This window comes from Patescibacteria group bacterium (assembly GCA_034660655.1).
Taxonomy (GTDB): Bacteria; Patescibacteriota; Patescibacteriia; order JAACEG01; family JAACEG01; genus JAACEG01.
In genome coordinates, this window is the sequence record JAYEJU010000022.1 from 23,454 (window position 1) to 39,923 (window position 16,470).

Annotated in this window: 14 protein-coding genes and 3 tRNA genes; 12 read left to right on the top strand and 5 right to left on the bottom strand. The window is 29.8% G+C overall.

The window, feature by feature from the left end:
- Positions 1–30 precede the first annotated feature (30 nt).
- The 8 genes from U9O55_01670 (at position 31) to U9O55_01705 (ending at position 10,104) form a co-directional block, all read left to right on the top strand.
- On the top strand, positions 31–2,607 hold the full coding sequence (locus U9O55_01670; GenBank protein MEA2088533.1) for a class I tRNA ligase family protein: 2,577 nt from the start codon (positions 31–33) through the stop codon (positions 2,605–2,607).
- 348 nt (positions 2,608–2,955) lie between these two features.
- Complete coding sequence (locus tag U9O55_01675) at positions 2,956–3,642, top strand: nucleotidyltransferase family protein (protein MEA2088534.1); 687 nt, start codon at positions 2,956–2,958, stop codon at positions 3,640–3,642.
- A 20-nt stretch (positions 3,643–3,662) separates the two neighbouring features.
- Positions 3,663–4,808, top strand: a complete 1,146-nt coding sequence (locus tag U9O55_01680; protein ID MEA2088535.1) for a lytic transglycosylase — start codon at positions 3,663–3,665, stop codon at positions 4,806–4,808.
- A gap of 9 nt (positions 4,809–4,817) precedes the next feature.
- Complete coding sequence (locus tag U9O55_01685) at positions 4,818–5,918, top strand: peptidoglycan bridge formation glycyltransferase FemA/FemB family protein (protein ID MEA2088536.1); 1,101 nt, start codon at positions 4,818–4,820, stop codon at positions 5,916–5,918.
- Positions 5,919–6,187: 269 nt separating this feature from the next.
- Positions 6,188–6,544: a nucleoside triphosphate pyrophosphohydrolase family protein gene (locus U9O55_01690; protein MEA2088537.1), complete on the top strand. Its 357-nt coding sequence runs from the start codon at positions 6,188–6,190 to the stop codon at positions 6,542–6,544.
- 15 nt (positions 6,545–6,559) lie between these two features.
- A complete protein-coding gene (locus U9O55_01695; protein MEA2088538.1) occupies positions 6,560–7,552 on the top strand; it encodes a gluconeogenesis factor YvcK family protein in 993 nt (330 codons plus the stop codon).
- A 292-nt stretch (positions 7,553–7,844) separates the two neighbouring features.
- Positions 7,845–8,729 carry a hypothetical protein gene (locus U9O55_01700; protein MEA2088539.1) on the top strand — a complete coding sequence of 295 codons (885 nt, stop codon included), beginning with the start codon at positions 7,845–7,847 and terminating at the stop codon, positions 8,727–8,729.
- 103 nt (positions 8,730–8,832) lie between these two features.
- Positions 8,833–10,104 carry a pitrilysin family protein gene (locus U9O55_01705; GenBank protein MEA2088540.1) on the top strand — a complete coding sequence of 424 codons (1,272 nt, stop codon included), beginning with the start codon at positions 8,833–8,835 and terminating at the stop codon, positions 10,102–10,104.
- Between the two features lie 150 nt (positions 10,105–10,254).
- Here U9O55_01705 and U9O55_01710 read toward each other — a convergent pair.
- The 3 genes from U9O55_01710 to U9O55_01720 all read right to left on the bottom strand — a co-directional run bounded on the left by U9O55_01710 (position 10,255) and on the right by U9O55_01720 (position 10,859).
- Positions 10,255–10,328: transfer RNA gene (locus tag U9O55_01710), tRNA-Met, on the bottom strand.
- Between the two features lie 190 nt (positions 10,329–10,518).
- Positions 10,519–10,605, bottom strand: a tRNA-Leu gene (locus U9O55_01715).
- A 172-nt stretch (positions 10,606–10,777) separates the two neighbouring features.
- Positions 10,778–10,859, bottom strand: a tRNA-Leu gene (locus U9O55_01720).
- Positions 10,860–10,981: 122 nt separating this feature from the next.
- Here U9O55_01720 and mnmA point away from each other — a divergent pair.
- From mnmA to U9O55_01740, 4 genes are all read left to right on the top strand, one after another.
- Positions 10,982–12,049 carry a tRNA 2-thiouridine(34) synthase MnmA gene (gene mnmA, locus U9O55_01725; GenBank protein ID MEA2088541.1) on the top strand — a complete coding sequence of 356 codons (1,068 nt, stop codon included), beginning with the start codon at positions 10,982–10,984 and terminating at the stop codon, positions 12,047–12,049.
- A gap of 18 nt (positions 12,050–12,067) precedes the next feature.
- Positions 12,068–12,304, top strand: coding sequence for a DUF5652 family protein (locus U9O55_01730; GenBank protein MEA2088542.1), 237 nt, complete (start codon positions 12,068–12,070; stop codon positions 12,302–12,304).
- Between the two features lie 66 nt (positions 12,305–12,370).
- Positions 12,371–12,709 carry a hypothetical protein gene (locus U9O55_01735; GenBank protein ID MEA2088543.1) on the top strand — a complete coding sequence of 113 codons (339 nt, stop codon included), beginning with the start codon at positions 12,371–12,373 and terminating at the stop codon, positions 12,707–12,709.
- Positions 12,702–14,636 carry a VanW family protein gene (locus tag U9O55_01740; protein ID MEA2088544.1) on the top strand — a complete coding sequence of 645 codons (1,935 nt, stop codon included), beginning with the start codon at positions 12,702–12,704 and terminating at the stop codon, positions 14,634–14,636. Before U9O55_01735 ends, U9O55_01740 begins: the two co-directional genes overlap by 8 nt.
- A gap of 240 nt (positions 14,637–14,876) precedes the next feature.
- On the opposite strand, the gene tig is transcribed toward U9O55_01740, so the two are convergent.
- Complete coding sequence (tig, locus tag U9O55_01745; protein ID MEA2088545.1) at positions 14,877–16,157, bottom strand: trigger factor; 1,281 nt, start codon at positions 16,155–16,157, stop codon at positions 14,877–14,879.
- A gap of 10 nt (positions 16,158–16,167) precedes the next feature.
- Positions 16,168–16,470: hypothetical protein (locus U9O55_01750; GenBank protein ID MEA2088546.1), on the bottom strand; the 303-nt coding region annotated here is incomplete at its 5' end.

Below are 16,470 nucleotides of genomic sequence, written 5' to 3' on the forward strand. Positions count from 1 at the left end.
TTTTGATTTTTGAATTTTGCATTTTTTTATATGTATAATCATAAAAAAATTGAAAAAAAGTGGCAGAAGAAGTGGAATAAGAGCGAAATTTATCAGATAAAAGATAATTTTAAAAAGCCGAAATATTATGTTTTAGATATGTTTCCTTATCCATCAGGCGATGGTTTGCATATGGGACATACGGAATCTTACACGGCTTCGGATATTATTTATCGTTTTAAAAAATTGCAAGGTTATAATGTTCTGCATCCGCAGGGTTTTGATTCCTTTGGCTTGCCAGCCGAAAATTATGCCATAAAAACAGGAGTCCATCCCAAAAAGACAACTAAAAAGAACGCAAAGAGTTATTTAAAACAAATGAAAATGCTCGGTTTGGGGCATGATTTGAACCATTTAATTGACACTTCTGACCCTTTGTATTATAAATGGACACAATTTTTGTTTGGAAAATTTTTTGAAAATGGATTAGCAGAGCAAAAGACAGATGCAATTAATTGGTGTCCGTCTTGCAACACAGGGATTGCAAATGAACAAGTAATAGATGGAAAATGCGAACGTTGCAAAACGCAAATTAGGCAAAAAGAAATTCCTGGCTGGTTTTTAAAAATTACAAATTTTGCTGATGATTTGATAAGGGGTTTAGATAAAATTGATTGGCCAGAACATACGAAAAAAAATCAGAGAAATTGGATTGGCAAATCAGAAGGAGCCGTTGTGAAATTTCAAATTACAAATTCCCATGCCTACCGGCAGGCAGGCAAATTCCAAATAAATCCAAAATATCCCAAAAGTCTCAAAAGTTCCAAAAATCTCACAATAGAGGTATTTACGACTCGTCCTGATACTTTGTTTGGATGCGCTTATATGGTTTTATCGCCTGAACATCCTTTAATTACGAAACTTATTAATTTTTGTCATTCTGAAATTGATTCAGAATCTCAAAAAAACAAAAAGATCTTGAATCAAGTTCAGGATGACAATTTAGTAATTACAAATTATAAAGAAGTTGAAAAGTACATAAAACAAGCAAAAAATAAAACAGAAATGGAGAGAATTGAGAATAAAGAAAAAACAGGAGTTGAATTGAAAGGGATTAAAGCAATTAATCCAGTTAATAACGAGGAAATTCCGATTTGGGTGGCGGATTATGTTTTGGCTTCTTACGGAACTGGCGCGATTATGGCCGTCCCGGCGCACGATTCTCGTGATTATGAGTTTGCCGTTAAATATAAATTACCTATTAAAAAAGTAATAGTTCCTTGTCAAGATGATAAAAATCAAAATAACAAATCAAAAGTAAAAATTAGTAAGGCTTTTATTGACGATGGGATATTGGTTAATTCGGGAAAGTATAGCGGAATAAAATCTAATGAAGCCAAAAAGAAAATTATTAACTGGCTGGAAAAAAATAAGCTTGGCAAAAAAACGATTAATTATAAATTGCGGAATTGGTCAATTTCACGGCAAAGGTATTGGGGATGTCCGATTCCAATTGTTTATTCGCCAAAAGGGGAGCCAAAATTTGTTGGTGAAAAAAATTTGCCTTGGGCATTGCCTAAAGACGTTAATTTTATTCCAGACGGAACAGCTCCGTTATATAAATCAAAACAATTAAAAAAAAGAACAGAAAAGATTTTTGGCAAAGGCTGGACGCCTGAGGTTGATACGATGGATACTTTTGTGGATTCTTCTTGGTATTTTTTGCGTTATCCTGATACAGAAAACAAGAAAGAATTTTGTTCAGCAAAAAAGCTAAAAAGATGGCTACCTGTTGATTTATATATTGGCGGGGCAGAGCATACTTATATGCATCTTCTTTACGCGCGTTTTTTTGTAAAAGGAATGAAAAAAATCGGTTTAATTAGCTTTGATGAGCCGTTTTTGAAACTTAGGCATCAAGGAATGGTGCTTGATAAAAATGGAGTAAAAATGAGCAAGTCTAAAGGCAATGTGGTAAATCCGAACGATATAGTGGAAAAGTTTGGCGCTGACGCGACGCGAATATATATGATGTTTGCTGGTCCGCTTGAGGATGATGTTATATGGAATCAGGATATGGTGAAAGGAACAAGAAGATTCCTTGAAAAAGTTTATAAACTAAATCAAAAATTAAAAATCAAAAATAATTTGAATTTAAAATCAAATCATAAATTAAAAATTTTATTGCATCAAACTATTAAGAAGGTAACGGAGGATATTGAAAATTTTGGTTTTAATACAGCTATTTCACAGATGATGATTTTAGTAAACGCTATGGAAAAAGAAAAAAATATCCCAGTTGCTAATTACCGATTACTAATTATTTTAATATCTCCTTTTGCTCCGCATATCGCGGAAGAGCTTTGGGAAAAATTAGGAAATAAAAGATCTATTTTTCTGGAAAAATGGCCGAAGTATAATCCAGAATTTATAAAAGAAAAAGAAGCAGAACTGGTAATTCAAATAAACGGAAAAGTAAGGGATAAAATAAAAACATCAGCTGATATTTTAGAAAATGACGCAAAAAAAATCGCCTTTGAAAGCGAAAAAATTAAAAAATGGATTGACGGCAAAGAGATTAGAAAAATTATTTTTGTAAAAGGAAAATTAATTAATATTGTTGTTTAAAAAAAATCCGCCAGAGCCTGTTTGTTTTCAAACAAGATGGCGGGAGAGAGGACTGATTGATATTTAGAGTGTTATTATAAATGATAATGATAACACCCCGAACATAATAAAAGAACCGATCAAATTTTCCCTTAATGACTTTGGAGGGTAAAATTGATTGGCAACGAGTGTCCCCCAAGTTGAAAAAACTGCAAAACAGAAAAAAATTGAAATTATCTCAATAAAACTCATTTCAGAAATCAGAAACATTTTTTATTCCTCCATTTTGTGTTTTTAGTTTTAGTTATTTTTAATAATTTAGTATACCTAATTTTTTAATTTTGTCAATAGCTTTGACAAACAATTTATATGCAAGCTGTAATTTTAGCGGCAGGACTTGGCACAAGACTTCAACCTTTAACATTTCATATTCCAAAGCCAATGATCCGCATTGTTGGAAAAAATTTAATTGAGCATAATATTTACAAGCTTCCAAAAGAAGTTGATGAGTTGATTTTTGTGGTAAATTATTTAGCAGAGCAAATTATCAATCATTTCGGCAACGAATTTGAAGGTAGAAAAATAAAATATGTTAAGCAAAAAAGATTGCTTGGCACAGGGCATGCTTTAAGTTTATGCAAAGATTTGCTTGATAAGAAATTTTTAGTTATGATGGCTGATGATATTTATAGCAAAGAAGATATAGAAAAATGCTTAAATCATAAAAGATCTATTTTAACAAAGGAAGTATGCGGTAAATTCATTGGCGGCAGAATAAAACTTGATAGTTTGGGCAAGCTTGAAAATATTGTTGAAGGAATTCACAATAAAAAGAAAAGTTTAGCCAATGTCGGTCTGTATGTTTTAACAAATGAATTTTTTAAATATGATTTAGTCAAGCTAAAAGACAAAAAGGAATATGGATTACCGCAGACTTTAGTTCAAATGGCTCATTATTATCCTATTGAAATTGAAAAAGCTTCATTTTGGATGCAAATTAATAATCTAGATAGTTTAAAAAGAGTTGAAAAAATTTTAAAAAATAGAAAAATTTAAAATAACAAATAAATTATTTTATGAACATAAAGATAAATACCCCGAATTTTGAAAATCCTTTTTTAAAAAATCAAGATGTTAAAAAGAGAAAAGAAGCCGGTGGAAAAAAGATGACAAGAAGAGATTTTTTAAAGTTTACCGGCTCGACAGCTGTTGTGTTGGGTGGATCTAAAATTATTTCAGATTATGAAAAAATATCTAATGCTTTAGAAAACGCAATAAAATTTTTTAAAGACGATAATAAAGATGATATTAGAGAAATTGAAAAAATAGATGATGTTATCCAAAATAAGGAAAAAGAATTCACGCCTGAAGAAACGCAAGAACAGGAATATTATAAAAATATTAATGAAATTTTTAAAATGGGACTGGACGAGCCAATTGAAATTAATATGAATAATTCCTTAATGACTCAGAAGTACTGGGAAAAACAGCATAAAGAAAATCCAAAATACGCGGATAGTTTAAAAATGGCTTTTGAGAGAATGGAAAAATACGAAGAAAGTTTAAGTAAAATTTTTAAACAAGAAGATGTCCCGGAAAAATTTATGTATTTAGCAATACCTGAAAGTTATTGGAATTGGGAAAAAAGACCAGGCAAATTAGCCAAAGGACCATATCAATTTATCAGGAGAACGGGGCTGAAATTTGGCTTAAAAATAGATAAAAATATTGACGAGAGATTTGATCCTTTAAAGAGCGGGAGAGCCTGCGCTAAATATTTAAGATATCTTTATAATAAAACAGGAGATTGGGATATTTCTTTAGCCGGCTATAATGGCAGCTTTATTTGGGATTATTTGAGAGAAGAAAAAGATGATAAAAGTTATGAGAAATTTTTAGCTTATATGGAAAGCCAGGCAAGAGAAGATAAAAAAGAAATTTTAGAAAGAAATTTTTTTAATTATATTGTTAGAAAAAAGGAAACAGTTTGGAGAATAGCTAATCGTTTTAGAATTGATATGCGAGAGTTAAAGAATATTAATAATATTAGTTCGGATAATATAATAAAGACAGGACAAAAATTAAAAATTCCGATTAAAGACAAAAAGGCAGTTAAAGAAATTTATGAAATAAAAATGGCTAAATATATAGAAAATTTAAATTATCCGCCTAAATTTAACGCAATAATAAATTTAATAAATAAAGGTTTTGTTAAGCGCTAAAATTTTTAAATGAATATATTATATTTTAAAGAAAACGAAAAAGAAAAATGGAATGATTTTGTTTCTGAAAATTCTCAAGATAAAGGTTTTTTGCAATCTTGGGAGTGGGGAGATTTTCAAGAAAGTTTAGGAAAAAAGATTTTTCGTTTTGGTATAAAAGATAAAGATGGTAAAATATTAACAGTATGCTTGGCAGTGAAAGATAAAATCGCTTTAAGAAAAAATACAATAGATGTGAGCAGGGGGCCAGTTTTTCAATTTCCAATTTCCCTGCCTCGTCGGCAGGCAGGCAATTTCCAATTTCCAATTTTATTAAGTGATTTATTAAATGAATTAAAGAATATCGCGCAGAGAGAAAAAGCAATGACAGCAAGAATAGATTTTGGAACAATAACGAACAATGTATTTTTAAATCAAATTAAAAAATTAAAAAAATTAGGAATTAGAAGATCTTACCGCGATATTCAGCCAAGATCAACCTTAATAATAGATTTGCAAAAGGATGAACAAAAAATTTTAAAAGAGATGAAACAAAAGCACAGATATAATATCAAGCTGGCTGAGAAAAAAGGAGTAAAAATAAAATTAACAAATAAAAATGATTTTATAAGAGACTTTGAAAATTTTTGGAAATTATTAAAAAATACATCAACGCGAGACAGATTCGCGATTCACAATGAAGATTATTATTGGAAAATGTTGAACCAGTCTAATCTTGATATTAAATTATATCTCGCAAGCTATCAAAACAAGACTATTGCTGGGTCTATAATTGGATGTTTTGGCAATGGTTGCGTTTATATGCACGGAGCGTCTGATAATGTTTATCGCAATATTATGGCTCCATATTTATTGCAATGGATAGCGATAAAAGACGCTAAAAATAATGGTTTTAAATTTTATGATTTTGGAGGCGTAAAATCAGAAAAAGAAAAAAGCAGCAGCCAAAAAATGTGGGACGGAATTACGCGTTTTAAAATTGGTTTTGCTCCAAATGAGAAAATAACAGAATTTTTAGGCTTATGGGAGATTCCTGTTAATAAATTCCAGTATTTAATTTATAAATTCATCCGTAAAATCGTTAAATTTATAAATAGACTTGTTGCGTAATTAGTTTTGTGACGAAATTTTCAGATTTTAAGACAAATTTTTCAAACATTTTTTGAGGTTTAGCCTTTCCCGCAATGCTGCGGGAGAAAAGATTTTTGGAAAATTTGACCAACCTGCCTGCCGGCAGGCAGGAATATGGAAATTGCAGTAGAAATTAATTATGCGACAAGTCTAATAAGTAAAATTCGGACATTACTTCCATACTACGTAGTATGGAAGTAATGTTCAAATTCTACAAATTTGATTTATTTAATTTTTATTTATAATTTATGCGAAAAGAATTAAAATTAGTGGAAGAATTTCATAAAAAATTTAGAGCCCTTATTGGAGATAAACCGCAAAATATTCCTGAAGATAGAATCAAACTGCGTTTTGAACTAATGCAAGAAGAAGTAGAAGAGTATTTTAAGGGAGCTTGTAAAAAAGATATTGAGAATATAGCTAAAGAGTTGGCTGATATTTTATACGCGGTTTATGGTACTATTATAGAGCATGGTTTGCAGTATAAAATAGAAAAAATTTTTGCCGAAGTTCATCGTTCTCATATGAGCAAAGATTATCATCAATATAAAATGGTTAAAGGTAAAAAATATTTTGTGGCAAATTTAAAAAAAATTTTTGAATAATAATATAATTAATTTATGAAAAATATTGTGGTAATCGGCGGAGGAACGGGAACATTCACTGTTTTGTCTGCTTTAAAAAAATATAAAGATTTACATTTATCAGCAATAGTTTCTATGGCAGACGATGGCGGATCAACAGGACGGCTTCGCGATGAGCTTGGAGTTTTACCTCCGGGAGATATCAGGCAATGTTTAGTCGCGCTTTCTGAGTCAGATTCATTAATGAGAAATTTGTTTAATTTTCGCTTTTCAGGAGGATCTTTAAGCGGACATAATTTTGGCAATTTGTTTATTTCAGCTTTGGAAAAAATTACAGGCAGTTTTGATAAAGGGATTGAGGCGCTTGAAAAAGTTTTGAATATAAAGGGACAAGTTATTCCAGTTACTTTAAGTAAAGTAGCGTTATTTGCTGAATTAGAAAATGGAGAAATTATAGTTGGAGAACATTTGATAGACGATATTGTAATAAATAAAAAAGTAAAAAGATTTTTTTTAAATCCAAAAGCAAAAATAAATTTAAAAGCTAAAAAAGCGCTTAAAGAAGCAGATTTTATTATTATAGGACCTGGAAGTTTGCATACAAGTATTATCACTAATTTTTTAGTTGACGGTATGATTAAATCTATTTGCGCTTCGAAAGCTAAAAAAATATATTTATGTAATTTAATGACTAAATTCGGCCATACTGATAATTTTCGCGTTTCTGATTTTGTTAGCGTTATTGAAGAATACCTTGGAAAAGATTGTTTAAATTATGTAATTTATAATAATCAAAAGCCTGATGAAAAATTAATTAAAAAATATCAAAGGAAAAAAGAATTTTTTGTTTATTTTGACAAGGAAATTTTAAGCAAAAAACATTATAAATCAATTGGTTATAATTTATTAAGCAACGCGGGTTATCAACAGAATCCAGCTGATAAAATAAAAAGGACTTTGGTTAGGCATGATTTAGATAAATTAGGCAAAATACTTTTTTCAATATTATGTAGTAGGTCTAATCAATAAAATATGATATAATAATGATAATTTAATATGTAAGATATTCTAGCGTTGTTTACATTTTTTGAAAATTTTTTTTTGGTTGTCATTCTGGAAAGTATAATTTCTCGACGAGCTTGCGAGTCGTAAAAAATTAACTTATTCGGAATTTACGCTATATATAACTACAAATCAATTGCGGTTCTGGATTCCGGATAAATGATTTTCTAAAAGCTCGCAGGCTCTCTTAAAAAATCTATTTTCCTGAATGACAAAAAGTGTAAACAACGCTCTTGATTTTTACATTTAATGTAATAAAATGAAAAAGATTTTTTTTACAATTTTGTTAGCCCCTGTTTTTTTGCTATTTTTTGCTTTACAAGCTTCGGCCAGTGATTTGCTTATTTCTAATCCTGAGCAGGTAATCAGCATAGATCCTAACGGAGCGGGGCATTTTACTTTATTCGTCCAAAACAATACCAAGGAAAATTTAATATTAGAAACTAAAATTAAAAGCTTCAAGACAGTAGGCGATAAAGGCAATATTGAATTATTTGATGATAGTGATAATATTTTAATTAATTCATGGTTAAAACAGCAAACTAATTATTCCTTTAAACTGCGTCCCGGGCAAAAACATGAAGCTGTTTTTTTGATGTCTGTTTCGTCAAGCGCGAAGAATAAAGGATATTACGCGTCAATCTATTTTGCTGGATATCAGCAAAATGATATAACAAAAAAAATTGAAAGCAATAAGAGCAGAATATTATTGGGAGTTGAGTCTGAAAATAATAACTTGCTATTGCGTTCTGGAAAAATAGAAGAATTATTTTCACCTAAATTTGTTTTTTACGGTCCAGTAAAATTTAGATTGCAATTTGCGAATAATGGTAAAATCCATTATCAAACAAATGGTCAGATTGAAATATATAATTCATTTGATAAAAAAATAGCCTCTATTCAGCTTAAAGAGAAAAATATTTTACCTGATTCTTTGCTTTCTTTTTATGGTATCCTTGAACGCAAATTTTTATTTGGAAAATATTTGGTTGTCGCTAAAATGTTTGATGGAGACGGCAATTTAACAATGGAATCAAAAGAATTTTTTGCTTTTCCATGGAAAGAGTTCTTAGAATTTTTTGTTATTGTGGGCCTTATAATAATCGCGAAAAAATTAAAAGTGAAAAAAATAAAATTTGAATAAATAACATAATGCGAATGATGCGAATTAAAATGCGAATTCTGCAAATTATAAAATAAAAAATAGTAGTATTCGCATATAATTAGCGGATTAGCATTATACTTTTATGTTTAAAAAAATAATTTTAAAAAATAATTTGCGCTTGATCTTGGCTCCACTTGACAGCAGCAATGCTGTTACGGTTTTGATTATGGTAGGGACTGGCTCACGATATGAAAGTAGAAAGCTAAATGGAATTTCCCATTTTTTAGAGCATATGTTTTTTAAAGGAACAAAAAAACGCCCGACTACTTTTGGAATTTCAGCTGAGCTGGACAAAATAGGAGCTGAATTTAACGCTTTTACGGGAAAAGAAACAACAGGATTTTATATTAAAGCAAACGCAAAATATTTAGATTTGTCATTGGATATTCTTTCTGATATGTTGCTTAATTCAATTTTTGACACTAAAGAAATAAATAAAGAAAGGGGGGTAATTTTGGAAGAGATGAAAATGATACAAGATACGCCGATGCATTATGTTTCTGATCTATTTGAAAATTTGTTGTATAAAGGTAATCCTTTGGGTCAGATGATTATAGGAAGTGAAAAAAATATTTTGAATTTTAAGCAAAAAGATTTTTTAAATTATTTGCGCGGTCATTATGTTGCCAATAATATGGTAATATGCGTTGCTGGAAATTCTGAAAAAATTAAAAAATCAAAATTAAAAACAGAAAAATATTTTCAAGCTGCAAACAAAAATTTTATAAAAGAAAAAAGAAGCAATATTTTGCGCGTCCAAAGCAAGCCAAATATTTTATTGCATTATAAAAAAACAGATCAAGTAAATTTTTGTTTAGGCGTTAAAGCTTATGGACTTGAAGACAAAAAACGCTTTGCTTTAAAATTATTGGCGGTAATTTTAGGAGGAAATATGAGCTCCCGGCTTTTTGTTGAAATTCGGGAAAAAAAAGGAATGGCTTATTATGTAAGAACTATACACGAGGCTTATGTTGACACTGGATATTTAGTTACTCAAGTCGGAGTTGACAGAAAAAATTTGCAAAAGAGCGTAAAAATAATTTTAAAAGAATACAAAAAAATTGTGAATAAAGGCGTTAGCAATAAAGAATTGCAAAAAGCAAAAGATTACATAAAAGGAATAAGTTCAATAAATTTGGAGACCTCGGATCAGATCGCGAATTTTTTAACAAATCAGGAAATACTGTTGGGAAAAACTTCAACTCCTAAGCAGCATTTTGAAAAAATAGACAAAGTTAGTGTTAGAGATATTCAAAATGTCGCTAAAGATATTTTTATGAATAAAAAATTAAATTTGGCAATAATAGGGGAATATAAAGATAAAAAAGAATTTGAAGAAATTTTAAAATTTTAGAAAAATTATTAAATATTTAATAATTAAAAAAACAGCTTTACAGCTGTTTTTTTGAATTGTCTTGCAAGCTGAAATTTTATCGTAGAATTGTGGCTGGGGCGGGGATTGAACCACCGACCTTAGCGTTACTTGCCCTGCACCAAAGATATGTGGCGGCGAGTGGGATTGAACCACCGACCTTAGCGTTATGAGTGCTACGCTCTAACCGACTGAGCTACGCCGCCTTAATTTAAACACACTTTACAAAATTTATTAATAAATACGATTTTGGTGCAGGGTGAAAGTGCTACGCTCCCTGCCTGCCGGCAGGCAGGTAACCAACTGAGCTACCCAGCCACTATTTTGTTAAAGTTACATAGGACAAGCCATTATATATTTATTATTAGCTTGCAATCCGAAACTTCAGCAAAGGATTGGTGCCCAGGGCGGGACTTGAACCCGCACGGAGTTGCCTCCAAGAGATTTTAAGTCTCTCGTGTATACCAATTTCACCACCTGGGCATAAGTATTATATATCTAAATTATTCAATATTTCTCTTAATATTAGTTTTAATGTACTTTTATTTTTTAATTACAATTTTCAATTTTTGATTCATAATTTTTAAAATTTTGATTAACAATTAATTAAGTTAATTCGTAATTGATGATTCGTAATTGATAATTGATTAAGATGTGGGCAGGGAGGGACTTGAACCCTCAAACCTTTCGGCGCTAGCTCCTAAGGCTAGTGCGTTTACCAATTTCGCCACCTGCCCAAATTGTTCCTTTGTTCTTATTGTAAAATAATAAGTAAATTAAATCAATACTTTGCGTTTTTTGTTTGTTGTATTATTTATAATATGTATGATAGAATAAAAATAATTAAACAAATTTTATAATGAAAAGCAATAATAAAAAAGTATTAGCTGCTTTGTCTGGCGGAGTTGATTCCGCTGTTATAGCGGCTATTTTAAAACAAGACGGTTTTAACGTGAGCGGTTTGTTTTTGAATTTAGGGCAAGTTAATAAAAAAGAAGACGAAAAAAACGCTAAACTTGTTGCTAAAAAATTAAAAATTCCTTTAAAAATTGTTAACATAAAAAAAGAATTTAAAAAAGAAGTGATAGATTATTTTTTAAAAGAATACGCGAGTGGAAACACGCCTAATCCGTGTATAATGTGTAATAAAAAAATAAAATTCGGGCTTCTTTACCATATAGCGAAAAAAGAAAAATTTGATTATTTGGCAACAGGACACTATATACGAAAATTACAAATAAATTCAAAAAATAAAATTCAAAAGTCAAAAGTCATTTATAAAATATATAAAGCAAAAGATAAGAAAAAAGATCAGAGTTATTTTTTATATAATTTAAAACAGAGCCAGCTTGAATATTTAATTTTTCCATTGGGAAAATATTTGAAAGATGATATAATAAAAATAGCAAAAAAATTAAATTTGCCTGTTTCAAAAAAGGAAAGCCAGGATATCTGTTTTTTAAAAGGAATAGACCATAATCTGTTTTTGAAAAAACATTTGAATCTGAAAATAGGGGATATTATTACAATAGATGGAAAAAAAATAGGAAAGCATGAGGGGCTTCCATTATACACAGTTGGACAAAGAAGACAAATAAAAATCGGAGGCATAGGTCCGTTTTACGCCGTAAAAATGGATTATAAAAAAAATATTTTAATAGTCACTGATAAATTTGATGATAAAATATTATACAAAAAAGAACTGGAAGCAAAAAGTTTGAATTGGATTGCCAAACAAAAACCAAAATTACCTTTAAAATGCGAAGCAAAAATAAGATATTTGCACCCAACTCAAAATTGCGTTGTTTTTCAAGAAAAAAATAAATACAGAATAAAATTTTTAAAACCTCAGCGGGCTGTCACTCCAGGGCAGTCAATAGTTTTTTATAAAAAGAATGAATTATTAGGCGGTGGAATAATTAAATAATAAATAATTTTTATTTTTATGATGGAAGCTTATCTGCAAGAAAATATTTGGCTTATTGTTTTGACAATAATTTGGGTTTTGCCGTGGAAAGGAGTAGCTTTATGGAAAGCGGCGCAAAATAAGCACCAAATTTGGTTTATCGCGATGCTTGTTATCAATACTTTCGCTGGGTTAGAAATTCTTTATATCTTTATTTTTAGCAAAAAAGAAAAAAATCAAAAAAAGTTTAATTGGGATTTATTTAAAAAAAAGTAACCCTTGACATTATTTTATTTAATATTATAATAACTTCTTAATTAGATTAAGTAATTATCAATATTTATGAATGCATTTAATTTTGAAGGAGGAAAGATAGAAGAAATTTTTGAACCTATAAAAAATGAGGAGATTAAAAATAAAAAAGTTGAACTATGGCAAAAAGAAAAAAAAGAAAAAAAATTTGAGATCCCGCATTCTTTAAAGGGGTATTTTAATAAAAATGAAGACGGAACAATTGACATTAAGACAGAAAACGGAATTTTAGAAAGGGTATCAAAGGATATCTTACCAGAAGATTTAAAACAGGAAGAACAAGGCGAGTTGTTTATGACATTTACAAATCATTCTGAAATATCTAAAAAAGTTCTTAATGAATTATTAAAAGGAAATCAAGATGAATAAAAACGGACTAAAAATTTTTAAAGCAATATTTAAAAACAGATGGTCTGTTTTTTTTGTCTTGAATTTTTTAGTTTTAGCTGTTTTTTTGTCCATTTTAATTTTTGGTTTTGAATTTTATTACAAGAATAAGATTTATCCCGGCGTAAAAGCCAGTAATATAGATTTATCAGGAAAATCGCGCAATCAAGCGTTAAAACAATTGCGCGAAATAAGCGAGCAAATAATGAGTGATGGCATTTTTTTTAAATATAGAGATAAAGAAGTCGTGATAGGATCAACTTTTATAGCGACTGAAGATCCAGGGCTGTCAAAAGAAATAATTTTTTTTGATTGTGAAAAAACAATCAATAAAGCTTATGAATATGGCAGAAAAGATAATTTTTTGATTAATTTAAAAAAACAAGCGTTTATTTTATTTAATCATAAAAAAATTAAAGTCAACTATAATTTAAACGAAAAAGAATTAAAAAAAGCATTGATTAGTAATTTTTCTATTTTAGAAAATCCAGGGGAAGACGCGAGAATAAACATTAAAGTTAAACGAGATGAATTTATAACTGAGGTAATCGCTGAAAAATTAGGAACAAGCTTTGATTATGACTTAGCAATTCAGCAGGCAAAAAATAATTTAGAGTCTTTTTCCTCCGTCCCAATTGAAATGTATATGAAAACAGACTATCCAAAAGTTAAAATAAAAGACGCTCAGAAAGCAATCCCTTTGGTAAAAAAAGTATTGTCTGTTTTTCCGGCTAAATTGTCTTACAAATGTTTTATTGAAGGAGGCGATGCTCATTTTTGCGACGAAGATTTTGAAGACATAAAAATAAGCAATAAGGATTTAGCCTATTGGATTAGCTTAAGCGCTGGAAACGATAGTTTAAGCGTAAAATTTGATGAAGAAAAAATTATTGATTATTTAATAAACATTGGAAAAGATATTAACGTGCCGTCAAGCGACGCTAAATTTAAAATTAAAGATGAGAAAGTTTCTGAATTCCAGTCAAGCGTGAACGGCATTAAATTAAATATTGAGAAAACATTGTTAGAAATGGAAAATAAATTTTTAATTCAAGCAACGTCAACAGCCTTTTTAGTGGTAGAAGAGGAAGAAGCAAAAAATTCAATAGAAGACGCCAATGATCTTGGAATTAAGGAATTGATAGGAGTAGGCGAGTCAAATTTTAGCAAAAGCCCTAATAATAGGCGACATAATATTGCTATCGGAGCTGAAGCTTTAGATGGATTATTAATAAAACCAGGTGAAAAATTTTCTTTAGTTAATAATCTAGGCGATATTAACGCCATGGCAGGTTATTTGCCAGAATTAGTTATAAAAGGAAATAAAACAGTGCCTGAATACGGCGGAGGTCTTTGCCAAATAGCAACAACTCTTTTTAGAGCGGCTATTAACACCGGATTGCCGATTACTGAACGCAAGCCTCACGCTTATAGAGTTTTTTATTATGAGCCAGCGGGGACAGACGCTACTGTTTATATTCCAAAACCAGACGTAAAGTTTGTGAACGATACAGAAAAATATATTTTGATTCAGACAAAAATAGACGGAGATGATTTAATTTTTGAATTTTGGGGAGCTTCTGACGGACGAAAAGTTGAGGTATCTAAACCAAAAATTTTTAATATAGTTAGTCCCGGACCGACTAAAATTATTGAAACTGAGGATTTAGATCCTGGGGTTAAAAAATGCACGGAAAGTTCGCACAATGGAGCTGACGCTGAGTTCACGCGCGAAATTACAACAGCAGACGGAGAAGTTAATGAAGAAATTTGGTCAAGCCATTATCGTCCATGGAGAGCTGTTTGTTTAGTTGGAAAAGAAAAAGAAGAAGCTGTTGATGAAGATAATATTGAAAGTGAAAACATTGATCCTGATTCTGATGAAAATCAACCTGTTGATGAAAATTAATAATGAAAAAATCCTGCTTATAAAACTGCAGACCAGAAATTTTTAAAAGGATTTCTTCAGCAAAAGCCGAACAGTCCTTCTAAAAAATTTCCATGCTTGTCGTGTCTGCAGATTTATAAACAGGATTTATATTTTGCGTGTAATAATATATAATAGCACAAAATAAAAGTTTGTCAAGCCAAAAAATAAAAAATTTCCTTTTACGCTGGAAAAAGGATTTTTTTATAAAAATCAGAAAAATTATTTTATAATTTTCTTTTTCAAGTCATCAACGGCTTTTTTGTTTGTTAAAATATTTTTTAAATAATTTCTATAACTTTCTGATTTAAACTGGTCGTTATTTTTACTGTCAGAATATTGTTTTGACATTTTTTTGATTTCTTGATTGATTTCTTTCTCTGATGTTTTTATGTTATTTTTTATCGCGTATTCCCGTATAAACAAGGCTGTTTTTACGCGTTCACTTGCTTGAGGCAGAAAATCTTTTTCAATTTCTGTTATTGTTTTTTTCAAATGAGAAAGATAATCTTTTAATTCCACGCCTTGCTGCGATAAGTTAGCTTCTAATTCCTGAATCATTTTTTTTACCTCAGCAACAATTAAAACATCCGGCAGTTCTTCAAAAACTGACTCTTTGACTAACTGTTCAAACATTTTAATTTCCTGTCTTTGTTCTTCTTTGGTATTTTCTTCCTCTTCAAAATTTTGCTTTATTTGTTTTTTAAGCTCTGTTAAGTTTTTAAATTCTCCCAAAGATTTCGCGAATAAGTCGTCAATTTTTGGAATTTCTCTGTCATATACGCCTTTTACTTTTATTTTGCATTTTACCAGCTTGCCAGCCAAATTCTTGTTATAATGCTCCTTTGGAAAAGTTATTTCAAATTCTTTTTTGTCATTTTCTTTTAACCCTAATAATTTTTTGTCAAAGCCAGGGATATAATAAGGTTCGCCAATAATAATTTTATGTCCTAATACATTGCCGCCTTCAATCGCGATGTTGTTTTGAAAAATATCTAAATCTATTTTAACCATATCTCTTTCTTTAACTTCCCGATTAACCAATTTTTCTTTCGTTCTGCTTTCAGATAATTTTTTAATTGCCATATCAACCTTTTTTTCGCCAACTTCAACTTTTTCTTTGTTAACTATAATTTTTTCAAGATCGCAAATTTTAGTTTTTGGCAAAAGCGAAACAACTGCTTTATAAATAAAAGGGTTGTTAGGAGCTGCTTTTAATACTTCTATTTTTGGCATATCAATCGGCTCTATTTTTTCTTTTTTAATAGCTTGTATGTAAGTTTCGCGGACAATATCGTCAATGGCTTCGTTTAAAATTACGGCTTCTCCTAATTTTTGTTTAACAATTTCATAAGGAATTTTACCAGGGCGAAAGCCGTTGAATTTATATTTTTTGCTTAAACGAGAAACAGCTTTTTTAAGATAAGGGGCAAGCTCGCTCTGTTCTAATTCAATTGTAATTTCCTTTTGGCTTTTAAAAAGTTTTTTTGTTGATATTTTCATAATTTAAAATTTATTTTTTATTTTTTTTATTTTTCGGCTTTTTCTCGTCTTTCACCTTTTTTTCTTCTTTATCTTTTTTTTCATCTTTGTCTTTGGCTTTTGAGCTTTCTTCTTTTTTCTTTTTTGGCTTTTTATCATCTTTTTCTTTTTCTTCTTTTATTTCATCTTTGTCTTTGGCTTTTGAGCTTTCTTCTTTATCTTTTTTTTCATCTTTGTCTTTGGCTTTTGAGCTTTCTTCTTTTTTCTTTTTTGGCTTTTTATCATCTTTTTCTTTTTCTTTCATTTCTTCTATATCAATTTTCCATTCTGTTAA